The organism is Agrobacterium larrymoorei (assembly GCF_005145045.1).
Lineage (GTDB): Bacteria > Pseudomonadota > Alphaproteobacteria > Rhizobiales > Rhizobiaceae > Agrobacterium > Agrobacterium larrymoorei.
The window spans coordinates 997,522-1,020,520 of record NZ_CP039691.1 but is presented as its reverse complement, the minus strand read 5'-3'; the positions used below and the strand labels follow the sequence as shown (position 1 = coordinate 1,020,520).

Annotated in this window: 24 protein-coding genes; 12 read left to right on the top strand and 12 right to left on the bottom strand. The window is 57.1% G+C overall.

Going from position 1 to position 22,999, the window contains the following annotated elements; translation table 11 throughout:
- The first annotated feature begins 3 nt into the window (after positions 1 to 3).
- The 6 genes from CFBP5473_RS04810 to ychF all read left to right on the top strand — a co-directional run bounded on the left by CFBP5473_RS04810 (position 4) and on the right by ychF (position 4,090).
- The gene (locus CFBP5473_RS04810) at positions 4 to 720 is read left to right on the top strand and encodes a substrate-binding periplasmic protein (RefSeq protein WP_037170768.1); all 717 of its coding nucleotides are present in this window, start codon (positions 4 to 6) and stop codon (positions 718 to 720) included.
- Positions 721 to 808: 88 nt separating this feature from the next.
- A complete protein-coding gene (gene pth / locus CFBP5473_RS04805; protein ID WP_027674249.1) occupies positions 809 to 1,525 on the top strand; it encodes an aminoacyl-tRNA hydrolase in 717 nt (238 codons plus the stop codon).
- A 48-nt stretch (positions 1,526 to 1,573) separates the two neighbouring features.
- Positions 1,574 to 1,867: a hypothetical protein gene (locus CFBP5473_RS04800; protein ID WP_027674248.1), complete on the top strand. Its 294-nt coding sequence runs from the start codon at positions 1,574 to 1,576 to the stop codon at positions 1,865 to 1,867.
- Positions 1,864 to 2,130 carry a YcxB family protein gene (locus tag CFBP5473_RS25690; protein ID WP_413228957.1) on the top strand — a complete coding sequence of 89 codons (267 nt, stop codon included), beginning with the start codon at positions 1,864 to 1,866 and terminating at the stop codon, positions 2,128 to 2,130. Before CFBP5473_RS04800 ends, CFBP5473_RS25690 begins: the two co-directional genes overlap by 4 nt.
- Positions 2,131 to 2,285: 155 nt before the next feature.
- Positions 2,286 to 2,873, top strand: a complete 588-nt coding sequence (locus tag CFBP5473_RS04790) for an exopolysaccharide biosynthesis protein (RefSeq protein WP_157835790.1) — start codon at positions 2,286 to 2,288, stop codon at positions 2,871 to 2,873.
- 113 nt (positions 2,874 to 2,986) lie between these two features.
- Entirely contained in the window at positions 2,987 to 4,090 is a 1,104-nt protein-coding gene (ychF, locus tag CFBP5473_RS04785) for a redox-regulated ATPase YchF (RefSeq protein WP_027674247.1), read from the top strand.
- Positions 4,091 to 4,249: 159 nt separating this feature from the next.
- Here the strand turns inward: ychF and CFBP5473_RS04780 are convergent, their stop codons facing one another.
- Entirely contained in the window at positions 4,250 to 5,011 is a 762-nt protein-coding gene (locus CFBP5473_RS04780) for an SDR family NAD(P)-dependent oxidoreductase (protein WP_027674246.1), read from the bottom strand.
- Positions 5,012 to 5,156: 145 nt separating this feature from the next.
- On the opposite strand from CFBP5473_RS04780, the gene CFBP5473_RS04775 reads away from it, so the two are divergent.
- From CFBP5473_RS04775 to CFBP5473_RS04765, 3 genes are all read left to right on the top strand, one after another.
- Entirely contained in the window at positions 5,157 to 5,738 is a 582-nt protein-coding gene (locus CFBP5473_RS04775) for a TetR/AcrR family transcriptional regulator (protein ID WP_027674245.1), read from the top strand.
- A gap of 392 nt (positions 5,739 to 6,130) precedes the next feature.
- On the top strand, positions 6,131 to 6,586 hold the full coding sequence (locus tag CFBP5473_RS04770; protein WP_051441188.1) for a MaoC family dehydratase: 456 nt from the start codon (positions 6,131 to 6,133) through the stop codon (positions 6,584 to 6,586).
- Positions 6,583 to 7,050, top strand: coding sequence for a MaoC family dehydratase (locus CFBP5473_RS04765; RefSeq protein WP_027674243.1), 468 nt, complete (start codon positions 6,583 to 6,585; stop codon positions 7,048 to 7,050). Before CFBP5473_RS04770 ends, CFBP5473_RS04765 begins: the two co-directional genes overlap by 4 nt.
- A gap of 10 nt (positions 7,051 to 7,060) precedes the next feature.
- Here CFBP5473_RS04765 and CFBP5473_RS04760 read toward each other — a convergent pair whose 3' ends face one another.
- From CFBP5473_RS04760 to petA, 5 genes are all read right to left on the bottom strand, one after another.
- Positions 7,061 to 7,783 carry a hypothetical protein gene (locus CFBP5473_RS04760; protein ID WP_037170781.1) on the bottom strand — a complete coding sequence of 241 codons (723 nt, stop codon included), beginning with the start codon at positions 7,781 to 7,783 and terminating at the stop codon, positions 7,061 to 7,063.
- A 63-nt stretch (positions 7,784 to 7,846) separates the two neighbouring features.
- On the bottom strand, positions 7,847 to 8,389 hold the full coding sequence (locus CFBP5473_RS04755; RefSeq protein WP_027674241.1) for an adenine phosphoribosyltransferase: 543 nt from the start codon (positions 8,387 to 8,389) through the stop codon (positions 7,847 to 7,849).
- Positions 8,390 to 8,587: 198 nt separating this feature from the next.
- Positions 8,588 to 9,472, bottom strand: a complete 885-nt coding sequence (locus CFBP5473_RS04750) for a cytochrome c1 (protein WP_027674240.1) — start codon at positions 9,470 to 9,472, stop codon at positions 8,588 to 8,590.
- A 21-nt stretch (positions 9,473 to 9,493) separates the two neighbouring features.
- The gene (locus CFBP5473_RS04745) at positions 9,494 to 10,780 is read right to left on the bottom strand and encodes a cytochrome b (RefSeq protein WP_027674239.1); all 1,287 of its coding nucleotides are present in this window, start codon (positions 10,778 to 10,780) and stop codon (positions 9,494 to 9,496) included.
- Between the two features lie 13 nt (positions 10,781 to 10,793).
- Positions 10,794 to 11,297, bottom strand: a complete 504-nt coding sequence (petA, locus tag CFBP5473_RS04740) for a ubiquinol-cytochrome c reductase iron-sulfur subunit (RefSeq protein WP_420359738.1) — start codon at positions 11,295 to 11,297, stop codon at positions 10,794 to 10,796.
- A 384-nt stretch (positions 11,298 to 11,681) separates the two neighbouring features.
- Here petA and CFBP5473_RS04735 point away from each other — a divergent pair, with 384 nt between their 5' ends.
- On the top strand, positions 11,682 to 12,617 hold the full coding sequence (locus tag CFBP5473_RS04735; RefSeq protein ID WP_027674237.1) for an endonuclease/exonuclease/phosphatase family protein: 936 nt from the start codon (positions 11,682 to 11,684) through the stop codon (positions 12,615 to 12,617).
- A 465-nt stretch (positions 12,618 to 13,082) separates the two neighbouring features.
- Here CFBP5473_RS04735 and CFBP5473_RS04730 read toward each other — a convergent pair whose 3' ends face one another.
- The 3 genes from CFBP5473_RS04730 to CFBP5473_RS04720 all read right to left on the bottom strand — a co-directional run bounded on the left by CFBP5473_RS04730 (position 13,083) and on the right by CFBP5473_RS04720 (position 19,221).
- Entirely contained in the window at positions 13,083 to 14,951 is a 1,869-nt protein-coding gene (locus CFBP5473_RS04730) for an ABC transporter ATP-binding protein (protein WP_027674236.1), read from the bottom strand.
- Between the two features lie 126 nt (positions 14,952 to 15,077).
- The gene (locus CFBP5473_RS04725; RefSeq protein WP_027674235.1) at positions 15,078 to 17,012 is read right to left on the bottom strand and encodes a methyl-accepting chemotaxis protein; all 1,935 of its coding nucleotides are present in this window, start codon (positions 17,010 to 17,012) and stop codon (positions 15,078 to 15,080) included.
- A gap of 352 nt (positions 17,013 to 17,364) precedes the next feature.
- Positions 17,365 to 19,221 (bottom strand): ABC transporter ATP-binding protein, encoded by a 1,857-nt coding sequence (locus tag CFBP5473_RS04720; RefSeq protein WP_027674234.1) that lies wholly within the window; start codon positions 19,219 to 19,221, stop codon positions 17,365 to 17,367.
- Between the two features lie 414 nt (positions 19,222 to 19,635).
- On the opposite strand from CFBP5473_RS04720, the gene CFBP5473_RS04715 reads away from it, so the two are divergent.
- Together CFBP5473_RS04715 and CFBP5473_RS04710 are read left to right on the top strand one after the other, a co-directional pair.
- Positions 19,636 to 20,097: a tRNA (cytidine(34)-2'-O)-methyltransferase gene (locus CFBP5473_RS04715; protein ID WP_027674233.1), complete on the top strand. Its 462-nt coding sequence runs from the start codon at positions 19,636 to 19,638 to the stop codon at positions 20,095 to 20,097.
- Positions 20,098 to 20,328: 231 nt separating this feature from the next.
- Entirely contained in the window at positions 20,329 to 21,981 is a 1,653-nt protein-coding gene (locus CFBP5473_RS04710) for a Na/Pi cotransporter family protein (RefSeq protein WP_027674232.1), read from the top strand.
- Between the two features lie 25 nt (positions 21,982 to 22,006).
- Here CFBP5473_RS04710 and CFBP5473_RS04705 read toward each other — a convergent pair whose 3' ends face one another.
- From CFBP5473_RS04705 to CFBP5473_RS04695, 3 genes are all read right to left on the bottom strand, one after another.
- On the bottom strand, positions 22,007 to 22,300 hold the full coding sequence (locus CFBP5473_RS04705) for a type II toxin-antitoxin system RelE/ParE family toxin (RefSeq protein WP_027674231.1): 294 nt from the start codon (positions 22,298 to 22,300) through the stop codon (positions 22,007 to 22,009).
- Positions 22,288 to 22,572 (bottom strand): CopG family ribbon-helix-helix protein, encoded by a 285-nt coding sequence (locus CFBP5473_RS04700; protein WP_027674230.1) that lies wholly within the window; start codon positions 22,570 to 22,572, stop codon positions 22,288 to 22,290. The genes CFBP5473_RS04705 and CFBP5473_RS04700 overlap by 13 nt, the downstream gene beginning before the upstream one ends.
- A gap of 77 nt (positions 22,573 to 22,649) precedes the next feature.
- Entirely contained in the window at positions 22,650 to 22,925 is a 276-nt protein-coding gene (locus CFBP5473_RS04695; RefSeq protein ID WP_027674229.1) for a hypothetical protein, read from the bottom strand.
- Between the last annotated feature and the right edge of the window lie 74 nt (positions 22,926 to 22,999).

Here is a 22,999-nt window from a genome sequence, read left to right as displayed (position 1 = left end):
GGAATGTGGCGATGGTTTTTTTGTGCAGCACTGCTTTTCGCGTCGGCACCCGCCAGCGCGGAAAAGCTTATTCTTTCAACGGAATATTACCCGCCCTATAATCTGCGCGATGCCGATGGCAATCCAACCGGCGTCTATATGGACCAGTTGAAGATCGTCTTCGAGCGCACAAATATTTCCTATGAAGCGACCGTCATGCCATGGGCACGCGCCATAGCGCTTGCCGAAAACGAGCCGATGCATTGCGTCTTTGCCGCCGCGCGCACGCCGGAGCGCGAAAACCGCTTCAAATGGGTGTCGCCTATCCACACCGACCGCAACGTGCTGGTCGCTCGCAAGGATTCCCATTTCGGCATCACGTCGCTGGATGACGCCAAGGCATACACGGTCGGCACGCAGCGGAACGACTATACGGAGGCCCTGCTCCATGCCCTGAATTTCCCGCGCATCGATATCAGCGCGGATTTCAACAACACGCTTTCCAAGCTTGCTGCCGGTCGCATCGACCTGATGCCCATGTCCGAGAGTGCCCTTAAAAATCTGCCGAATGGCATATTCGCGGAAGTGATCACCTTCAGCCACCAAAGTCTTGGCATGGCCTGCCACAAAAGCGTGCCTGACGAGCTGATCGAGAAAATGCAGAAAGCGCTGGATGGGCTGATTGCCGATGGCACGCAAAAGCGCATCTACCAGAAATACGGCCTCATCATCCACGAGTGAGTGTCCGTTCTGCTACAAAAAAGTTGACACCCGCCCCGTTTCGCGTTGGTGAAGAGCAACGAGAATTTGCGGAAAGCGGAATACGTCCATGATCATCATTGCAGGCCTTGGCAATCCCGGCAGTCAATATGCCGGAAACAGGCACAATATCGGCTTCATGGTGGTCGATGCCCTGCAACGCCTGCCCTCGTTTGCGCCGTGGTCCAAAAAATTCAAGGCAGAGATTTCCGAGGGCGAGATTGCCGGCGAGAAAGTTCTGCTGATGAAGCCTTTGACCTTCATGAACCTCTCCGGCGAATCCGTCGGCGAAGCCATGCGTTTCTACAAGCTGAAGCCCGGCGACATCATCGCCATTCACGACGAACTGGACCTGCCCGCAGGCCGCGCCCGTATCAAGATCGGCGGCGGCCATGGCGGCCATAACGGCCTGAAATCACTCGACGCCCACTGCGGCAAGGAATACCGCCGCCTGCGCCTCGGCATCGGCCACCCGGGAGACAAGGAGCGCGTGCACGGACATGTCCTTGGTGATTTCGCCAAGTCCGACAAGGTCTGGCTGGAACCTCTTATCGACGCCATCGCCGACAATGCCTCTATGCTGGTGAAGGGTGAAGATTCCCAACTGATGAACAAGCTGGCGCTCCCGACCGGTGCCAAGCCCGAAGCGGAGAAACCCGCGAAAACTGCCAAACCCGCCGCCCAATCCCACATCCATCAGGCCCGCAACAGCGCACAACCGAAGAAGCTGCCGGAGACCGGGCCCATGGCCGAAATGCTGAAGAAGATGTTTGGGAAGACGGACTAAGGCACGCTTTGTGTTTAGATTGTTATAAAGTTCATTCAGGAGTTTGGCATGACCGAAACAGACGCGTTGTTAGAAATCCCTGTTGAGCAGATCAAATATCAGCTGACCGAAGAAGAATTTGCCCGCGGATACGAACATTATTTGAGGCAAAACAAGAAGGCTTACATCGGCGTCGCTGTCCTGGCGCTCATGATCCTTCTATTCGTCAACCTGAAGGTTTTCACACCAGATTCACCTCATGTGGCTGATTATATCCAGTTCAATAGCGCTGTTATTCTAGCTATCGGATTGGTTCTTTTTTCCTTAGAAAGCTGGCAATCTACAACACCAAGAAGAATTTGAGAATTTCACCTTTCCACAATGCCAATCTCGCAGTTACCTGGAACGAAGACACCTTGTCTATACTCAATGACACAGGCTTTCAGCGTTACGAATGGCCAAAATTTAGAATGTGGACGCAGGACGACCTAATTTTTACGCTCTTCTTCGGTCCTCATCTGTTTTTACCATTGCCGAAACGCGCCTTCACCGAACGCCAGCAGGAAAACCTGACGGCCCAACTCAATAGGGCAAATATCCCTCTCGCGACGCTAATGCCGTTCTAAGTAGGGCATTTCCCCCGCTGCAGACCGATCTTGAAACAAAGCTGGCGGTCACCACTTCTTCGCCATGAACACTTCGATCTCCCTTAATTCTGCACACTTTGGGGTAATGCAATATGATGGATGACAAGACGCGACATCATAGCATGGCTGTGGCCTTGAAGAATCTTCCTCTTGGCCTTCCCGAACGCGTCTCGCTAGACAATCTGCTAGATCAACTCGGTGACAAGGCCATCGCCTTCGTCCTGCTGGTCTTCGCCATCCCCGCCATCATCCCCACACCCGGTATCCCGGCAGGCATGATCTTCGGAACGGCGCTGGCGATCCTCTCGCTTCAGATCATTTTCCGCGCAAGAAAGCTGGTGCTCCCCGGTTTCATTGGTCGCCTTTCGGTCTCCCGTTCGATTATCGAACTGACTGCAAACAAGGCCGCGCCGCGTCTGGAGAAGCTGGAAAAACTGCTGAAACCGCGTGGCCATGTGCTCGCTCGCTTTGCCGGGCCTGCCTTCATCGGCATCGTTATCTTTCTGATGGCAGTTCTCATTGCCCTGCCCATTCCCTTCGGCAACACGCTGCCGGGCATCACAATTCTGATCATTGCCCTGGCGCTTGCACAGCGAGATGATCTCGCCCTTCTCGGCGGCCTGGTGCTGGCAATTCTTTCGGTGCTTTTCAGCATCGGCATCGTCTATGGCGGCTGGGCGCTGATTTCCGCCTGGTTCGGCTTTGGCCAAACACCTGTTTGACGTTAGTTTCGGGCGGAATCGGCGTGGTTTGCGCCGACAAGACTTGACCTTGCCCGGTGCATTCCGCAAAAGGCTGGCAACAGAATTCCAAGAGATAGAGACAGGTTCAAGCCATGGGCTTCAAATGCGGTATCGTTGGCCTGCCGAATGTCGGCAAGTCCACCCTTTTCAACGCGCTGACGAAAACGGCGGCGGCTCAGGCAGCAAACTATCCCTTCTGCACCATTGAGCCGAACACCGGCGAAGTGGCCGTGCCGGACCCGCGCATGAAGGTGCTGGCCGATATTGCCGGTTCCAAGGAAATCATCCCGACACGCATTTCCTTCGTGGATATTGCCGGTCTCGTGCGCGGCGCATCGAAGGGTGAAGGTCTGGGCAACAAGTTCCTCGCCAACATCCGCGAAGTCGATGCCGTGGTGCACGTCCTGCGCTGTTTCGAAGATGACGACATCACCCACGTCGAAGGCCGCATCAACCCGGTTGGCGATGCAGATACCATCGAGACCGAGCTGATGCTTGCCGACCTCGAGAGCCTCGAGCGCCGCGTCGAGCAGACCCGCAAGCGCGCCACCTCCAAGGACAAGGAATCGCTGGCCCAGCTTCCCGTCATGGAAGCGGTCATCAAGCTGCTGAACGAAGGCAAGCCTGCCCGCCTGCTCCTGAAGACGCTTGCGGCAGACGAGATCGGAGTCCTCAAGGGCCTCAACCTCCTGACCTCGCATCCTGTACTTTACGTGTGCAACGTGGCCGAAGCCGATGCTGTCGATGGCAACGAGCACACCAAGGCCGTGGCCGAAATGGCGAAGGCGCAGGGCGCGGAATGCGTCATCATCTCCGCCGCCATCGAATCCGAAGTCGCGCAGCTTCCTGAAGAAGAATCGAAGGAATTCCTCTCGGCCCTCGGTCTGGAAGAAGCCGGTCTCGACCGCCTCATCCGCGCCGGTTACCACCTGCTCGACCTGATCACCTATTTCACCGTCGGCCCAAAGGAAACCCGCGCCTGGACCATCGTGCGCGGCACCAAGGCCCCGCAGGCCGCTGGCGTCATCCACACGGATTTCGAACGCGGCTTCATCCGCGCCTTCACCATCGGCTATGACGACTACGTCGCCTTCAAGGGCGAAGTCGGCGCCAAGGAAGCCGGCAAGGGCCGCGACGAAGGCAAGGAATATGTTGTGAACGACGGCGACGTCATTCATTTCCGTTTCAATACGTAATTCAGGCTGGGCAGTCCAGTGTTGGATAGCTAGAGCATCGTATCTTCCAACACCGCCCTGCCCGGCGCATTTCTCTTTCCTGTCTGGCGTCCCATTGGGTGAAGTGGATTTTGCCCAGAGCGCTCTTAGGCTCTGGGCTGGTGCAGTATCACCCTTGCGTCAGCTCGAAAGTCCGCCCGCCATGTCGATCATACTGCCGGTAATGTACCCCGCACGCGGACCGGCAAGAAAGCAAACCATCTCGGACACTTCCTCCAGCGTCGCAATTCGCCGGATCGCATGCATATCAAGGAAGGCGTCGGGTGCAGTCGTGCTTCCTAGCGCTTCAACCATCATATCGGTCGGCATCGCGCCGGGTTGGATGACATTCACAGTAATGTTGCGCGAACCGAGGTCACGAGCGACGCCTCTGGCATAGCCATTGATCGCCGACTTGGTTCCCGAATAGTCGGCCACACCGGGAATGAGCGCCACATCGCCATTGATCGAGCCGATGAAGATGATCCGCCCGCCATCAGAAATCTGTCGCGCTGCGGCTCGGGTGGTCGCGACAGCGCCCATGACGTTGATCTGCCACTGTCGATCCAGCGCGACCGTGTCCAGCTGCGGATCGTCAACCTTCTGCCCCTTGGCAACCACCGCCGCGTTGTTGACGAGAATATCCAGCTTTCCGAAATGTCCGATGACCTCATCGATCATCGGCTGTGCCGCGGTCATATCGGCCTGATCGCACCTGATCGCGATTGCCTTCACACCCTTGGCGTGAAGTCGATCAACGACTGCTTTCGCCTTATCCGAAGATGCGACATAGCTGATGGCGACATCTGCGCCATGGTCTGCCAACGCCTCGGCAGTCGCCGCCCCCAATCCGCGTGATCCTCCTGTAACAAGCGCCACTTTTCCCGTCAGCAATTTTGCCATGAAAAACCCCTCATCTGGGCGACCTCACCAACGAGGATCAGACCCAATTAATAATGATCATTACGATAACAACCGTTATTAATTGTAGCCCGGTCCTGTCAAGTGATTTAATAAGGCTCGTTACAATTCGAAAAGGAGGCAGTTCGTGGGTCGTCATCGGCAATTCGATATCGACAAAGCGCTGGACGAGGTGCTCTGCGTTTTCTGGCGCAAGGGTTATGAGGGCGCGTCGTATTCGGACCTCGTCGACGCTGCGGGCGTGGAGCGTCCAGCGCTCTATTCAGCCTTCGGCAACAAGGAAAGCATGTTCCGAAAGGCTCTGACGCGGTATTCGGAACGATATATGGATTTCATCCCGGTCGCGCTTGGCCTGCCCACTGCCCGCGAAGCGGTAGCTCATTTCCTGTATGAAACGGTCAATCTCAACACCCGCTACGCCGGGCACACTGGCTGCCTTGGCGTCAATGGCGTCCTGGCCGGATCGGACGATGCAGAACCCGTCCGGCAAGCGTTGATCGATTTTCGTGCTGCAGGACAGAGGCATTTTCGCGAGCGCTTCGAACGCGCAAAATCCGAAGGCGACCTGCCAGTAACAGTCGACCCTGATGGCCTCGCCACATTTGTCCTAACCATTGCGCACGGCATTGCCGTGCAGGCAAAGGCAGGGGCGGATAGCGATGCACTTCGCGCGGTCGTGCAGCAGGCACTCGCTGGATGGCCGCGTTGAACGATGCAACGCATCGACACCTCGGAAAATTCTTTTTCGCAATACCGCCATTCCAATGAACTAATACCTACTTCGGACAACAATCACCCAATCCCAATCAGAGCTATCCAGCTCCAGTTTCAAAAGAGTTCAATTAGGGCAATAGCGGAGAGGTAGAGTTGCAGCAGGACGCAAAGGTAACGCCGGATCGACCCATCCGAGTTTTCAAAAGGCTCTTAAAGTGTCATTCCGCCCCATACCGCAACCGACACCTCTCAGAGCAATCCCCTCCTCCGTGGCACCCATAACCTCCCATCACCCAATTTCATCCACCGATCAAGAATTTGACCTTTACGTAAAGGAAATATTCGCGTTAGCTTGAAAGCTGGATCACGGGACGGAGGAGTAAGCTCGTGAAATACAGTTTCGAAGATTTTACGCCGGGGCGCAGCTTTGCGCTGGGGCCGAAGGTGGTGACGGCGGATGAGATCATCGAGTTCGCATCCGAGTTCGATCCGCAGCCCATGCATCTCTCGGAAGAAGCAGGCAAGGCCAGTATTCTCGGTGGGTTGGCCGCATCCGGCTGGCACACATGCGGCATACTGATGCGTATGACGGTGGACAGCTATATCAGTAAATCCCCCTCGCAAGCCGGCCTCGGCGTCGATTTCGTGGAGTGGAAAAAACCCGTTCTGGCAGGCGACACCCTCAGCGGCACATCCACCGTCATCGAGCAGCGCGTTTCGAAATCACGACCGGGCATGGGCGTCATCAAGCTTCGCCATGAGTTGCAAAACCAGCGCGGCGAGACCGTATGTGTTGCCGAACTGAATGCCATGCTGTCCACTTCGGCGGAGAAAGCCGCATGAAGTTCACAGAACTCTACCCGCTCGGCCAGCGTCTGGAACTCGGCACCGTTCATTTCTCAGCCGAATCCATCACCCGCTATGCAGAGAAATTCGATCCCCAGCCGTTTCATCTCAGTGAAGAGGAGGCCAGAAGCTCGGTTTTCGAAGGCCTGTGCGCCTCCGGTTGGCAGACCAGTGCGACATGGATGAGATGCTTCCTCGATTACTGGGTCAAAGAGGTGAAACGCTTGCAGGCGGAAGGAATCGCGCCCCCCAAGCTCGGCCCTTCCCCCGGCTTCAGCAATCTGAAATGGCTCCGCCCGGTCTATGCGGGAGATGATGTGATATATTACGCCACGCTTCTCGCGTCACGCCCGCTCGCATCACGCCCCGGACTGCTGCTGAACACGACGCTGAACGAAGGCATCAATCAACACGGCCAACCGGTCGTGAGCTTCGAAAGCAAGGTTCTGGAGTTCGAGTAAAAATCGCCTCTCAAGCCTCGCCCGTCCAGAGCGGCAACCCTGTCGCTTTGGCAACCTCTGGATCCGCAGTGTAGACCGGTAAGCCAAGTTTCTGCATATGGCGCAAAGCATCCATATCGGGTCCGCTATGCTTTCGATGCAGGTTTTCGGCGTTATAGATATGACCAGTCGATGCGGGATTGATGCCGGAGATCACAACCCGCTGCGCGCCACTGTGAAGCGCCAGCATTACGCCGATAATACCGTTAGAATACTTCGATTCAGGGCCAATCTCGAAATTCAGCTTACCCGTCATGGCGCGCACAAGTGCGACTCGGCTGTAGCGGTCGACAATCGACAACTGATCATAGCCGTAGTTGATCCGCTTCAGGCCTTCTTTCAGCCGCTTGAGATCGTGCCGCCATAAAAGCAGATAGAGATGCCCGGTTCTTTCGCCGTTCAAAACCCGGCGAACTTCCTGTGCGTTCTTGTACTTGCCCTCGATCTGGTGGAACATCATCAACGTCATATCAGGCTTTTCGACGCCCCATTCCCTCGCAACGATCTGCGAAGCATTGATCGAAATGACCAGATAGGAAGGACCGAAGTCAGCTGGCTTTGTAGACTTGGGCGCCGAACCGACGACCATAACGCTGCGCCCATTGAGAGCAGGATCGCTCCAAGGTTTGGGCTGTGTGACGGTGTATCGAACAAGGCGAAACAGCCAGGTCTTGAAATCTTTCAGCTTTTGCACAGGCAATCTCTCTTCCGCTCTTCAGCAAAGCCAGAGCAAGGACTTCAGTCTCAATATTGGCTATTAGTGCCCCGAAAATTCAACCAGCGTGCGCACTTCCACGCCCAGATCTTCCAGCTTCTTGCGCCCGCCCAAATCCGGCAGGTCGATGACGAAGCAGGCGGAGACGATTTCGGCACCCATCTGGCGCAGCAGCTTGACGGCGCCTTCCGCCGTTCCACCCGTTGCGATCAGATCGTCCACCAGAATGACCTTTTCACCGGGCTGCACGGCGTCGACGTGCATTTCCATTTCATCCACGCCGTATTCGAGGCTGTAGGCGACGCGAACCGTGGTGTGCGGCAGCTTGCCCTTCTTGCGGATCGGCACGAAACCAGCCGAAAGCTGGTGAGCGACGGCACCGCCCAGAATGAAGCCACGCGCTTCCATACCCGCAATCTTGTCGATCTTGGTGCCCGCATAGGGCTGTACCAGCTCATCGACAGCGCGGCGGAAGGCGCGCGGATTACCGAGAAGGGTTGTGATATCGCGGAAGATGATTCCCGGCTTCGGATAGTCGGAAATGGAACGAATGGCAGCAGCAAGCTCCGAAGCAATAACGGTCATAAGAGGTCCAGATGTGATGGAGTGGATTGAATGTCAGCCGACCTTATCAACTCGGTCACTTCATACCAAGCAAAAACACCGTCATCAGCAACTGGTTGACGCGAGCGCAAATCTTAAAACAACAAAATGCTGTTGAATAAGCAAAAAGGCCCCCGCGCGGAAACGCGGGAGCCCATCATTCAGTCCAAAAGCTTTCGCTCAATGTTCCTTGCGAGCGTAAACCGACTTTTTCGTCAGGTAGAGTAGCCCGGTGAAGATAAGCAGGAAAACGATGACCATGAAGCCGGTGCGTTTGCGTTCTTCCAGATGCGGCTCGGCGGCCCACATCAGGAAGGCGGCGACGTCGTGCGAGTACTGCTCGACCGTCTGCGGTGCACCATCGTCATAGGTCACCTGATCGGCGCTGATCGGCGGGGCCATCTTCAGGGCGGATGCGCTGACGAAATAAGGGTTGAAGTGCGTGCCTTCAGCCACTTCGACACCGGCTGGCGGGTCCTGATATCCGGTCAGCAGCGCGTGGATGTAATCCGGGCCGCCTTCCTGATAACCGCCGACAATGGGGATCATGTCGAAAACGAATTGCGGGAAGCCGCGTTCGACGCCACGTGCCTTGGCAAGCAGCGACATGTCCGGAGGAGCCGCGCCGCCGTTTGATGCTGCCGCCGCTTCCTTATTGGGGAACGGCGACGGGAAGTGGTCGGACGGAACCGCCTTGCGGGTGAACATTTCACCATCGGCGTTAGGGCCATCCTGCACTTCATATTCCGCAGCGAAAGCCTTCACCTGATCTTCCGAGTAGCCGAGATCTTCCAGCGTGCGGAAGGAAACGAGGCTCATGGAGTGGCAGGCGGAACAGACTTCCTTGTACACCTTGAGGCCGCGCTGAAGCTGGGCCTTGTCATACTTGCCGAATGGACCGGCAAAGGACCACTTTTCCTCATGCGGCTTCAGAATGGGAAAGTGCCCACCCGCAATCGCATGTTCCGTCTGGGCTGCAAGATCGCCATGACCTTCCTGCGCCGACGCCGCAGTAAACCCGCCGAGAGCGGCAATGAGCGCGATGCCCGTTACAAGCTTCTTCATTGTCATTATCCTCTCTCGCACTCAGATCTTGACGGCCGCAGGCGCGGCAGTCCCGGCCTTGGCCTTGTTCTTTTCAAGAACGGCCTCGGTGATCGAATTCGGAATGCGCCTTGGCGTCTCGAACAGGCCGAGAAGAGGCATGATGATGAGGAAGAAACCGAAGTAATAGAGCGTACCCAGCTGCGACATCGTGACGAACAGATCGGAAGGCTGACGCGAACCGAGCCAGCCAAGCATGATGGCATTGGCCACGAAAATCCAGAAGAACAGCTTGTACCATGGGCGATAAACCGCGGAACGAACCTTGGACGTATCGAGCCAGGGCAGGAAGAACAGCACCACGATGGCACCGAACATCACCAGAACGCCGCCGAGCTTGGAATCGATGGGGCCGACATTGAAGGTAATGGCGCGCAGCATGGCGTAGAACGGCAGGAAGTACCACTCAGGCACGATGTGCGCCGGGGTCTTCAGCGGGTCCGCCATGATGTAGTTGTCCGGGTGGCCAAGGAAGTTCGGCATGTAAAACACGAACCACGCATAGGCGAGCAGGAACACGGCAACGCCGAGCGCATCCTTGAGCGTAGCATAAGGCGTGAACGGAACCGTGTCCGTCTTGCTCTTCACTTCGACGCCCGTCGGGTTCGTCTGGCCCGTGACGTGCAGCGCCCAGATGTGCAGGATGACGACACCGGCAATCATGAACGGCAGCAGGTAATGCAGCGCGAAGAAGCGGTTCAGCGTCGGCTGGTCGACGGCAAAGCCACCGAGCAGGAACTGCTGGATCCACTCACCCACAGCAGGAAAGGCCGTAAAGAAGCCGGTGATAACCGTCGCACCCCAGAAGGACATCTGGCCCCAGGGCAGAACGTAACCCATGAAGCCCGCCGCCATCATCAGAAGGAAGATGACGCAGCCGAGAATCCAGAGGATTTCCCGCGGAGCCTTATAGGAGCCGTAATAGAGACCGCGGGCGATGTGCAGATAAACCGCGATAAAGAAGAAGGACGCACCGTTGGCATGCATGTAGCGCAGAAGCCAGCCGTGGTTCACGTCACGCATGATCTTTTCGACGGAGACGAAGGCGACGGTGGTTTCGGCGGCATAATGCATGGCCAGCACGACGCCGGTCAGGATCTGCACGATCAGCATGACGGCAAGCATCGCGCCGAAGGTGTAGGCGTAGTTCAGATTGCGCGGAACCGGGTAAGCTATGAAGCTGTCATAGATCATGCGCGGCAGCGGAAGCCTGGAATCGACCCATCTTTCGATACCGGTCGAGGGCTGGTAACTGGAATGACCACTCATTTCATATGTCCCCTTATCCGATTCTGATCACGGTATCGGATGTGAATGCGAAGGTCGGAATATGCAGGTTTTCCGGCGCCGGACCTTTGCGAATGCGGCCCGCCGTATCGTAGTGCGAGCCATGGCAGGGACAGAACCATCCGCCGAAATCGCCGGACTGGCCGAGCGGAACGCAGCCGAGATGGGTGCAGGAGCCGATCATGACGATCCAGTTTTCCTTGCCCTGTCCGGCAGAACGGTCGATATCGGTCGCCTTCGCGTCATCCGCCAGGTTGGCATTGCGGGCAACGGGGTCCTTCAGATCGGTCAACTGAACGGCGTTGGCCTCCTGAATTTCCTTTTCGGTGCGGTTGCGAATGAAAATCGGCTTACCGCGCCACTTCACGGTCAGGGACATGCCAGGTTCGACACTGGCAACGTTGACCTCGATGGAGGCAAGCGCAAGCGTGGAAGCATCGGGACGCATTTGGTCAATGAAGGGCCAGGCCACGGCAGCAGCGCCGACAGCACCCGCCATACCCGTTACAAGATAAAGAAAATCGCGACGAGTGGGTTCACCCGAAGCGTCATGGTCATTTACGTGCTCGCTCACCGCTACACCATCCTCTGCGCTAATTTTGTTGAAAATCGCATGAGTCCTCCCGCTATGATTTGATCCAAGACAAACTCCATCCCCAAGGTCTCGGTCATACTGCGCGAAGACGAAATCGCGCTTGATATGTGTGATCGCAAAATATGCCCGACCTTGGCAAGAGGAAAGCTCACAAAGCTGCCGTAATTTCGCCTTGCTCGGCAATTTTTTCGTCCCTTTTCCCGCCCGGCTGGCCATCGTGCAACATTGTGCGGCACGCAGCCGCGTGCTAATCGACACGCGGGAGAGCGAAGAGACGGGAATTTAAGCGTGAAAGCACGGCTCACCTGCATCGCCTCAGCTGCGCTCATCGCAGCACTTTTTTCCATAAGCGTCCGATATTTAAAAGATTTCTGGCTGCTCGCCTTCGTCAACAGCTTCCAGCTTCACATCGCGCTTGCCGCAGGCACGCTCTCTCTTATTTGCCTGCTGGCGCTGCGTGCGCGCATTTTCGCAGTGCTGTTCGTCTGGTCGTTTCTGCTCGGCGCACATGCCATTTACATGCACCACGAATTTTCGACGGACGGTCAGTTTTCAGAAAGCGCCAAATCCTTCCGGCTTCTGTCCTTCAACGTGCTGATGGAAAATCGCGCCAATGCCGAATCAATCGCGGATACGATTCTCGCATCGAATGCGGACGTGGTTTACGTGATGGAGGCTGCGGCATTGATCGATGTTCTGCCCCGGCTGCAACAAACCTACCCTTATCGCCTCGGCTGCGGCACCGGTACGCCATCCTGCGATCTCCTGATGCTTTCAAAGCGCCCGCTGAACGATGCAAAGATCGGCAGCCTCAGCTATGTCAGCCGCGACCGCATCGGCGTTGCGACAATCGATTTCGATGGCGTGCCGATGACGCTCGCCCAAGCGCATCTGGCAAAGCCCTATTTCGATGAATACCACAACAACGAATTGCGCCGTCTTGCCCGAACCCTGAACGGCACGACCGGCCCCCTCATCCTCGGCGGCGACTTCAATTCCGCAAGTATCGTGCCGGACATGCGCAATTTTCTCCAGACCACAGGCCTGATGAAAGCGCAATGGGAGCCGGCGACATGGCCGGTAGAGGCCGGAAAATTCGGCATCGCCATAGACCATGTTTTTGCGCGAAAGCCTGCGACACTGGTTAAGCTTGAGCGATTGCCGGAGGCTCTGGGGTCGAACCATTATGGGCTGGTTGCGGATTTTATGATTTCGGCGCGGTGATGTTGTTGCGAGGGAGACCGCACCACTTGCGTCTTTGCGCAATACCGTGCGGTTTAAATCGACAGGCATTCCTGTACAATTTCCACGTCGGGTAGTTCAGCGGTTCCACCCTCCTCGGGCGTGTCCCGCTGCTGTTTAGTTTAAATGTGCGGATGCGGGGCAAGGCTTTGAATGCATTGAAGTTCCATCCTTGAAATCCGCTTGGCACGCCCTTTGACCGCGTTTGGAGCAGGGTGGCGACGGCGCAACCCCACTTCCGTCATACCGGGCTTGACCCGGTATCCAGTCAGACCAAGTCCTTGGTCTGAAAGAACTTTCTTCGACGCGCAGACGCGCGTCTGCTGGACCCCGCATCAAGTGCGGGGTGACGGGTGGGGGAGCTGTTCTCGCCCCAAACTAACCTATAAGTTTAAACCAGACAGCAGTGGCACAAGCCCAGGATGGCGGAGTAAGAAGCAACACCCCCTACTGCGCCGCCTCATCTGCATCCAGAAACCCGCCGGACTGGCGTGCCCAAAGCTCCGCGTAAAGCCCGCCGCGCGAGACAAGCTCGCCATGCGTGCCCTGCTCCACGATGCGGCCCGCATCCATCACCACCAGCCGGTCGAGTGCGGCGATGGTGGAGAGCCGGTGTGCGATGGCGAGCACGGTCTTGCCGTGCATCAATTCATCAAGATTGCTCTGGATCGCGGCCTCGACTTCGGAATCCAGCGCAGATGTCGCCTCGTCGAGAATGAGGATCGGCGCGTCCTTCAGCATCACGCGGGCAATCGCGATGCGCTGGCACTGGCCGCCGGAGAGTTTCACGCCGCGCTCGCCCACATGCGCGTCGAAACCTTTGCGTCCCCGCTGGTCTTCCAGCCGGGCAATGAAGTCATCCGCCTTGGCGCGGCGCGTTGCCTCCCGCAGCTGCTCTTCGGTGGCATCCATCCGCCCGAACATGATGTTATCGCGAATGGAGCGGTGCAGCAGAGAGGTATCCTGCGTCACCATGCCGATATGCGCGCGCAGCGTCTCCTGCGTCACATGCGCGATATCCTGCCCATCGATGAGAATACGCCCCTGCTCGACATCGTAGAAACGTAAGAGAAGATTGACCAGCGTCGACTTGCCCGCGCCGGACCGCCCGACGATGCCGACCTTTTCGCCCGGTGCAATCGCAAGATCGAGATGATCGATGACACCCTTGCCGCGTCCGTAATGGAAGCTGATATTCTGGAAATGAACGCTCGGCGTCTTTACCGTCAAGGGTCGCGCGTCGGCAGCATCCACAAGACCGATCGGCTGGGAAATAAGCTCGGCGGCATTCTGCACCGTGCCGAAATTGCGCATGATGCCGTTGAACTGCGTCATCAACCGGCCAAGCAGAAAGTTGAGGCGCAGCACCAGCGCCAGCGTGAAGGCAACCGCCCCCGAGCTGATCTTGCCCGCCAGCCAAAGATCGATACACAGCGCCGCCATGGACGTGATCATGACGCCTGAAAGCAGCGCCATGGATGCCCGGACCCCGGTAATGAAGCGGGTAAAGGTCATCGTCGCATGCTGGAAAATGTCGAAGCCCTGCCGCATGTAGCGGTCATTGGCATCGTCGCGGCCGAAAAGCCTCAGCGTCTGAATGTTGCTATAAGCATCCACCATGCGCCCGGAAAGCATGGAGGCGGCTTCCGCGGTTTCCTTGGAATGGAAGCGGATGCGCGGCACGAAGTAGCGCGCCAGCATCGCGAATATCCCGACCCAGACAACCACCAGAACCGCAAGCCGCCAGTCCAGACCACCGATCAGGAAAAGCATGGAAACGGAGTAGATGCCGACAAACCAGACGCTTTCCATCAGCGAGGTCACAAGGTCGCCCGCCGCCTGCCCGCCCGACCATACCTTGGTGACGATGCGCCCCGAAAAATCGTTCTGAAAGAAGGTCAGCGATTGCCGCGCCACATGCATGTAGGACTGCCAGCGCACAAGATTGTAGAAGCCGGGCGTGATGATCTGCTGATCCACCAGCGCCGTTATCATGGTCACGATGAAGCGGACGACAGCAATCAGGAACAGCATCCCGATCAGCTCATAGCCATGGCTCGCCAGAAGCCCGGACCAGCCGTCACCCGGTTTGACGGTCGAGAGAATATCCACCAGCCGCCCGACGAACCAGAACAGCGCAGCTTCGATGGCAGCAGTCAGGCCACCCAGAACCAGCATGGCGAAGAACGGCGCTTTGGCCTGTTTCAGATAGAACCAGATGAATGCAAACGTATCTTCCGGCGGCCTCAAATCGTCCTTGCGGGCGAAGGGCTCGATCCAGTTTTCAAAATAGCGGAAAACACGGGTGATTATCATATTGAGGGTATAGGCGGATTCTCGAAGGTCGCAAAGAACGCGGCGGATTATATTTTGGTAATGGGCTTCAAATGAAAAAAGGCGGGAGATGTTCCCGCCTTTCCACACGGTACTCCTTTGAACCGATCAGAATTCCGTCCAGCTATCCTGCGAAACGGCAACCGCAGCCGATCCCTTCGAGGTGAAGGCAGAAGCCAGCCGCTGACCGAGCGCGCGTGCAGGCGATGGCTTTGCGGTTTCCGAAGTGCGGTGGCCTTGCGATGACACCGCGCGGATCTGTGCGCCACCCTCCAGCTTGAACTGTCCCAGCAGCGCCATGAGAGAGGCTGCCTGTGCAGCGAGGCTGTGGGTTGCAGCACTTGTCTCTTCCACCATGGAAGCGTTCTGCTGTGTGCCCTGATCCATCTGGTTGACGGCGGAATTGATCTCCGAAAGACCCGTCGACTGCTCCTTTGCCGAACCTACGATGGCGGTCACATTGCGGTTGATTTCCTGAACCTCGGATACGATGGATTGAAGCGCACGTCCGGTCTCGCCAACCAGTTCCACGCCATCGCGAACCTGCTCGCCCGATTTGGTGATCAGGGTCTTGATTTCGCGCGCAGCACTTGCCGAACGCTGGGCCAGTTCACGCACTTCCTGCGCAACCACGGCAAAGCCCTTGCCCGCCTCACCCGCACGCGCCGCTTCGACACCGGCGTTCAGCGCAAGAAGGTTGGTCTGGAAGGCAATATCGTCGATCACACCGATGATGCTGCTGATCTCGGTCGAAGACTTCTCGATCTCTTCCATCGCAACCACGGCCTTGCGCACCACCTCGCCAGAACGCTCGGCACCGGCACGGGTCTGCGTCACCAGTTCACCGGCCTCGCCAGCTTTCACTGCGGAATCCTTTACCGCAGTCGTCACCTGTTCCAGTGCTGCCGCCGTTTCCTCGACGGATGCCGCCTGCTGCTCGGTGCGCTTGGAGAGGTCCTCCGTTGCCGAACGGATTTCATTCGCACCAGCATCGATCATCCGGGCATTCTCGCCAACCGAGCGCAGAACCGTCTGAAGCTTCTCGACCGATTCATTATAGTTCAACCGAACGCCATCCAGCTGACCAACGAAAGGCGTATTCAGGCGGAAGGTCATGTCGCCATCGGCAAGATGGCGCAGGCCATCGGCCAAACCATCCACCGCAAACTGAACATCGGCTGCTTCCTGTGCCTTCTGCTCTTCGCGCGCGATGCGGCGCTGTTCGCTCGCATCGCGGCTTTCTTCCGCTTCCTGCTCCAGACGCTCACGCTCCAGCGCATTTTGACGGAACACCGCGACGGCAGCGGCCATATCGCCGATCTCGTCCTTGCGTGCGCCGTGCGGAATTTCACTGGCCGTATCGCCCGAAGCCAGCGCGTTCATGGAACGCGTAATGTCCTCGATTGGGCGCGCTATGCGGAAGAAGGACAGGAGCGTGGCAATGATGGCAATGGCTGCAACCAGCACCAGTGCGATGGAGGTGGAGATGAATGCAGACTTGGCGGATCCCTTGGCTGCCGCCTCCGCAGCGTTGCCCAGTTCTACGTTCATGGCAATCATCTGCGCCATCAAAGACGCTGCCTTGGCACCTGTCGGCGTCATTTCTTCGGTGGTGACACGCTTGGCTTCGGCATTATCACCTGCCAGCTTGAGATCGATGACCTTGTTTCCGGCACTCTCATACTCGGCAATGGCAGTCTTCACCTGATCGAAAAGGGCACGCGTCTTGGGAAGCGTAATCGTGCGATCATAGGCATCGAACTGAGCCTGCTTGCGCTGGGCAGCATCCTTCGCCGCCTGAACCAAAGGCCTTGCCTCCTCTGGCGTCTGCGCGGCAAGTATCAATGTAAACTGGCGCCGTACATCCGAGAAACTTCCTTCCATCTCGCCAATCTGAACCGTGCGATCCAGACGTTTGGAAATATTGCCGACCTGCGTGTCGATAGTATTGATCGCAAACAGAGCCAGAACACCCTGCCCGACACCAAAGACGACGAGCAGGCTGAACAGGAGTGGCAGAAGCACCCGGATTTTCATATTCATATCGGCAACCTCAAAACAAAACGAGAATAGATTATGTGATTGAACAATCTAATCATCCGGATTCGCTAAATATTTAATTAAAATCCCAAGAGTAACACACAAAATAGCATAGTATTGAATGAACATATTCGTGATTAGTAACGGTATACATGAGATAAAATGCGAGATATCGACGAGATATTGCGTGCAAAATATTGAGTGGGTTCTTCACATCTGCTTAACCACGCAGCCCTCGCGAAACGAGGCAGAAAGCCCGCTTCGATACAGCAACACCAGTGAAATCATCCAAACAAAAAGCCCGCACTCCGACGAGCACGGGCTTTGATCTGTTTAAGGATGGTGCCGCTGCCTTTTACTCGCCAGCGGCCTTCATTTCCTGTTCCTCATCGGCAATGAAGCCGCCGGACTGGCGGTGCCAGAGATCGGCATAGATACCACCCTCCGCCACAAGCTCCGAATGGGTGCCCGCCTCCACGATCCGGCCCTTGTCGAGAATGATCAGGAGATCCATCTCGGTCAGCGTCGAAAGGCGGTGCGCAATCGCAATCACGGTCTTGCCTTCCATCAGCGCGAACAGGTTTTCCTGAATGGCCTGCTCCACCTCGCTGTCTAGCGCAGATGTCGCTTCGTCCAGAACGAGGATCGGAGCGTTCTTCAGGAACACGCGGGCAATGGCGATACGCTGGCGCTGACCGCCGGAAAGCTTCACGCCACGCTCGCCCACCTGCGCATCCAGCGCTTCGCGGCCATGCATATCCACCAGCGATTCGATGAAGTCCCACGCATTGGCACGCTTGGCCGCCGCAATGATTTCCTCATCCGTCGCCCCGGGATGACCATAGGCGATGTTATCGCGGATCGAGCGGTGCAGCAGCGATGTATCCTGCGTCACCACGCCGATCAGGCTGCGAAGACTGTCCTGCGACACCTTCGAAATATCCTGACCGTCAATAGTGATCCTGCCGCCCTCCAGATCGTAGAAGCGCAGCAACAGGTTCATCAGCGTCGTCTTGCCAGCGCCGGAGCGCCCGACCAGACCGACTTTTTCACCCGGCTTGATATCCAGCGTCAGGCCATCGATGACACCCTTGTTCTTGCCATAGTGGAACCGCACGTCGTCGTAGCGGATAGAGCCTTTGGGAGCCGCCAGCACTGGCGCATTGGCAACATCCACGATGTCATGCGCCTTCGTCATCATCGACATGCCGTCATAGACCGTGCCGATATTTTCGAACAGCGCCGTCACTTCCCACATGATCCACTGCGACATACCGTTGACGCGCATGGAAAGGCTGATGGCAATGGCAACGGAACCCGCGCTGACCGAACCCTGCATCCAGAAATACAGGCCGAGACCGGCAGTCGAAAACATCACAATCGCATTGTTGATGTCGATCATCATGTTGAAGCCGGAAATCTTGCGCATCTGGCGATGAACCGTTCCAAGGAACACATTCATCCCGTCACGCGCATAGACCTCCTCGCGACCGGCATGCGAAAACAGCTTGATCGTGGAGATGTTGGTGTAGCTGTCCACGATACGGCCCGTCATCATGGAGCGCGCATCCGCCTGCTCTTGCGCCAGACGGCCAAGTTTCGGCACGAAATAGGTCAGAATGCAGATGTAGATGCCGAGCCAGACGAGCAGCGGTATCACCAGCCGCCAATCCGCAGCCGCCACCATGAACAGCATCGAAATGACGAAGCTGATGGCATAGACGAAAACATCGATGATCTTCAGCGCCACTTCGCGGATTGCGAGCGCCGTCTGCATCACCTTTGTCGAAACACGTCCGGCAAACTCGTTGGCAAAGAAGGTCATGGAATGGCGCAGCAGGTAACGGTGCATCCGCCAGCGCGCAATCATGCCAAAGTTGCCGGCCAGCGTCTGGTGCATGGTCATGGTGTGGATCGCGCCCATCAAAGGCAGCGCAATCAGCACCAGCGCACCCATGCCGATCAGGTGCATGCCCTCATCCGCAAAGAATGTCTCGCGGTTGGCGGTAGACAGCCAGTCCACGATATTGCCCAGGAATTTATAGAGCATCGCTTCCGCAACCGCGATGCCCATGGACATCAGGCCAAGTAGCAGCAGCCACGGCCATGCGGGCTTCACATAGTGCCACATGAAGGCAATCAGCGTCTTCGGCGGCGTGGACGGCGCAGAAGAGGGAAATGGATCGAGTCTTTTTTCAAACCAGCCGAACATTTGGCCAAGCTCCGGATAGAATACCCCGAAAGAACGATGCGGCAGGAGGAAGGCTCCCACAGCCAGAACGGGAAAACACATGGAACGTGGCCGTAACAGCCACATGACGATTCTTTAAATAGGAAGATTGCGGAAGCTCCGCAGAGATACACCTAGGCCTGATTGGGCACTACAAAGGCTGGGAGGCGATATCGAACGTGAATATTCATCTGAACCTCCTGAGGCTGGTGTTGAAGATGCGCTCTTGTAGCTTAAAATATGAGCATTGACCAGCCGGAAACGGCTGCAAATCAAAGATTGCGCCGCGCAGCCAGAACTTGTGGCCTTTAAGTGACAGGCGGGAAACCGCAGCGTCTATTCATACGGCGTCTCCCATGCTAACCGCCTCGGCCTCACCAATAAAAGGAAGCCCTAATGCCGGATATCAGGATCGCCCTTTATCAGCCCGATATTCCTGGCAATACCGGCACCATTCTGAGACTGGCCGCCTGCCTCGGCATCGGCGTGGATATTATCGAGCCCGCTGGCTTCGATATTTCCGACCGCAACCTGAAGCGCGCAGGCATGGATTATCTCGCCATGGCCTCCCTCACCCGGCATATGAACTGGGAACGTTTCGAAGAATGGCGCGCCTCCACCGGGCGACGTCTGGTGCTGGCTTCCACCAAGGCGGCCCTGCCCTATACCAAAATCGATTACCGCGCCGACGACATTCTTCTCTTCGGGCGGGAAAGCGCTGGCGTGCCCGATAACGTCCATGAAAAATCGGACGAACGCGTCATCATTCCCATGGTCGAAGGCCAGCGCTCCATCAACGTCGCCATGTCTGCCGCAATGATTGCCGGGGAAGCCCTGCGGCAGACTGCCTGGGAGTGAAATCACTTCCGCTTTGGAAGGAAAAATGTCGCAAACGGCCCTGTACGCCGCAACCAGCGGCGCCTATATTTGTTTAGCCAACTAAGATGTTTCCTGCCCGTAAACTTTTCGCATTGTAGAATGCCCTGAAGCATTTCCAGCAAAAGTTTGAAGCAGGAACTCTACTTGAAACGGCTTCGGGTAAGGCTCTTCTGATAAAAAACAGAAAAGACGGAAAGGAGTGGCCGCAAAATGGAATCCACGATCGTTATCGTCAATCTGCTGGGAGCGGTTGCCCTGCTTCTGTTCGGCCTTGCGCAAGTCAAGGACGGCGTGACGCGCGCCTTCGGCGTCAAGCTTAGAACCGCCCTTGCCACCGGCACCAAGAACGGCCCGCGCTCCTTCCTTTCCGGCTTTTTCGCAACGATTGCGCTTCAGAGTTCCACCGCAACGGCCCTCACCGTGGCATCATTCGCGGAACGAGAACTGATCCGCCCGCGCATGGCGCAGATCGTTCTTCTCGGTGCCAATGTCGGCACCGCCGTCACAGCATGGATTTTCGCGACAGGCGTCGCTTGGCTCTCCCCGCTCCTCATCCTTTCCGGCATCGTGCTGCGCAAAGGCACATCGAATGCCCGCCAAGGTGGCGGCACGGCGCTGGTCGGCGTCGGCCTCATGCTGCTTTCGCTGCATCTGCTCAGCAACGCCACCGAACCGATGCGCGCCTCTCCCGCACTCGGAGCCTTCATCGGCCTTCTCGATGATGCATGGCCGGTAGCACTGCTGCTTTCCGCCGCCATGGCCTTTTTCTCATCCTCCAGCCTTGCGATGGTGGTGCTGATCCTCTCGCTCGCCTCGGCGGATATTCTTTCCACCGGCCTCATCATAGTGCTGATCCTCGGTGCTAATCTCGGCGGCGCAATCCCGCCGGTCATCGCAACGCTCAGCGCCCCGGCCTCGGCACGGCGCATCACGCTCGGCAACCTCATCATCCGCGCGGTCGGCTGCGCCATCGCACTTCCGCTTGCCTCCTATGGCGCAGAAGCCCTGCAAAAACTGCCGCTTGCGGAAAGCATGCTGCCGGTGGATGCGCATCTCATCTTCAATATTCTGCTCACCATCGTTGCATGGCCGCTGTCCGGTTTTGTCTCGGATATGATGGCGAAAATCGTGCCAGCCGATGTTCAGGCCGATGACGGCCCGAAATTTCTCGATGCGGATGCTCTGGATACGCCGGTCGTGGCACTCGCCAACGCCACCCGCGAAGTTCTGGTCGTCGGCGACGCCATCGAGCGCATGCTGATCCGCACCGAGAACGCCTTCAAACACAATGATCTCGCCCCGCTCGCCGAAATCACCACGCTGGAAAAGAAGGTGGACCGGCTGCAGCAGGAGGTGAAAATCTATCTCTCCCAGCTGGGCCGCAAAGGTCTGGACGAACACGACGCCCGCCGCTCGATCACCATCATCGATTACGCCATCAATCTCGAACATATCGGCGATATCATCGAGAAAGGCTTGTGCGAGCAGATCCGCAAGAAGGTTCTGAACGGCTTCAAATTTTCCGATGAGGGCTATGACGAGCTGAAGACCCTGTTCGACATGACGATAGAAAACCTGCGCTCCGCGCAGAGCATTCTCGTCACCGGCGATTTCGCGCTCGCCCGCCGCCTCATGGAAATCAAGATCGACATCCGCCGCCTCGAAAAACGCTCCTCCGGCCGCCATCTGGAGCGCCTGCGCGACGGCCTGATGGAAAGCCTCCAGACCAGCTCCCTCCACCTCGACATGCTGCGAGACCTCAAGCGCATCAACGCCCACATCGTGTCGGTAGCGCATCCCATTCTGGATGAAAGCGGCGTGCTGGGTGAAAGCCGGTTGCGGGCGGCGGAAAGTAGAAGCTGAGGCTCTTCACGAGAAGTACGCGCGATCAGGTGTAACCAGCTTCATTTTGATGACGCACGGCCAAAACCACGGCCAGATCACCATCCAAACGGTAAAGCGCGACATAGCCGCTCTCACCAAACGGAATAAGCAATTCCCGAAATTCCGGGGCCATCTTGTCGACGGGGCGGCCAATGGCCGGATGCGTCACGATCATCCGCATCTTTTCGCGAATGGACTTTATCGCCCGAGATGCAGCATCTGGATTTTTCGGGGCAAGAAAACGATAACAGCGCTGAACGTCCCTGAGTGCTTCTGGCGTCCAGATCAGTTGTGGCATTCAGGCGGTTCCACGTCCTGCCCGGCCTCAAGCTTGGCCAACCACTCATCGGCTTCTGTCTGATTGAGATGCGATCCACTCGCCTGATAAGCAGACCACGCCTCCAAAGCATCCTGCCGAAACGCCGCACGCTTTTCCTCACGCTCAACATATTGCGCGATAGCCTCGCGCATCAGGTAGTGCGTGGAACGGTGCTGCGCCTGCGCAAGCTTCCGCATCCGGGCGTGGACCTCCGGATCGAGCTTCACCGCAACTGGATGTGGTCCCGGCATTGATTTTCCTTGAGGGTATACAAAGGTAATACCATTATTGGTTCAGGCCAATCCGCTGTCAACTCGGTGTCGCCTTATCAGTCCGCCGAGGGCAACCGCCGCATGGTAAACTCGATCCGGTCACCTTCCAGCTGCCGCCAGCTCTCGACCTCGGTCCAGTAGGCGGCCTTGGGGTATTCGTCGAACCATTCTTTCGCCTTGGCGCGCGCTTCCGTCCGCGTCATGCAGAATGTCTGGCGCACGAACATGCCGTTCTTGTCGTTCTTGGGAATCGCGCCATCGCGGTCGCGGCGATGGGCGGCGATCCTGCGTTTCAGGCCTTCAAGCGGTGGCGGTCCGGTAAATTTCGTCATGCCAATCCCTCGTGATATTCAAAAGATAGTGTCTCCACATCTGCTTGGCGAGTCGAAATTGTAACCGCGCCGCA

Bases quoted from the DNA above. Each gene is read 5' to 3' on its own strand.
- CFBP5473_RS04810 (WP_037170768.1), top strand. From the start codon at position 4: ATGTGGCGATGGTTTTTTTGTGCAGCACTGCTTTTCGCGTCGGCACCC.
- pth (WP_027674249.1), top strand. From the start codon at position 809: ATGATCATCATTGCAGGCCTTGGCAATCCCGGCAGTCAATATGCCGGA.
- CFBP5473_RS04800 (WP_027674248.1), top strand. From the start codon at position 1,574: ATGACCGAAACAGACGCGTTGTTAGAAATCCCTGTTGAGCAGATCAAA.
- ychF (WP_027674247.1), top strand. From the start codon at position 2,987: ATGGGCTTCAAATGCGGTATCGTTGGCCTGCCGAATGTCGGCAAGTCC.
- CFBP5473_RS04780 (WP_027674246.1), bottom strand. From the start codon at position 5,011: ATGGCAAAATTGCTGACGGGAAAAGTGGCGCTTGTTACAGGAGGATCA.
- CFBP5473_RS04765 (WP_027674243.1), top strand. From the start codon at position 6,583: ATGAAGTTCACAGAACTCTACCCGCTCGGCCAGCGTCTGGAACTCGGC.
- CFBP5473_RS04755 (WP_027674241.1), bottom strand. From the start codon at position 8,389: ATGACCGTTATTGCTTCGGAGCTTGCTGCTGCCATTCGTTCCATTTCC.
- CFBP5473_RS04750 (WP_027674240.1), bottom strand. From the start codon at position 9,472: ATGAAGAAGCTTGTAACGGGCATCGCGCTCATTGCCGCTCTCGGCGGG.
- CFBP5473_RS04745 (WP_027674239.1), bottom strand. From the start codon at position 10,780: ATGAGTGGTCATTCCAGTTACCAGCCCTCGACCGGTATCGAAAGATGG.
- petA (WP_420359738.1), bottom strand. From the start codon at position 11,297: ATGGCGGGTGCTGTCGGCGCTGCTGCCGTGGCCTGGCCCTTCATTGAC.
- CFBP5473_RS04730 (WP_027674236.1), bottom strand. From the start codon at position 14,951: ATGATAATCACCCGTGTTTTCCGCTATTTTGAAAACTGGATCGAGCCC.
- CFBP5473_RS04725 (WP_027674235.1), bottom strand. From the start codon at position 17,012: ATGAATATGAAAATCCGGGTGCTTCTGCCACTCCTGTTCAGCCTGCTC.
- CFBP5473_RS04720 (WP_027674234.1), bottom strand. From the start codon at position 19,221: ATGTTCGGCTGGTTTGAAAAAAGACTCGATCCATTTCCCTCTTCTGCG.
- CFBP5473_RS04715 (WP_027674233.1), top strand. From the start codon at position 19,636: ATGCCGGATATCAGGATCGCCCTTTATCAGCCCGATATTCCTGGCAAT.
- CFBP5473_RS04710 (WP_027674232.1), top strand. From the start codon at position 20,329: ATGGAATCCACGATCGTTATCGTCAATCTGCTGGGAGCGGTTGCCCTG.
- CFBP5473_RS04705 (WP_027674231.1), bottom strand. From the start codon at position 22,300: ATGCCACAACTGATCTGGACGCCAGAAGCACTCAGGGACGTTCAGCGC.
- CFBP5473_RS04700 (WP_027674230.1), bottom strand. From the start codon at position 22,572: ATGCCGGGACCACATCCAGTTGCGGTGAAGCTCGATCCGGAGGTCCAC.
- CFBP5473_RS04695 (WP_027674229.1), bottom strand. From the start codon at position 22,925: ATGACGAAATTTACCGGACCGCCACCGCTTGAAGGCCTGAAACGCAGG.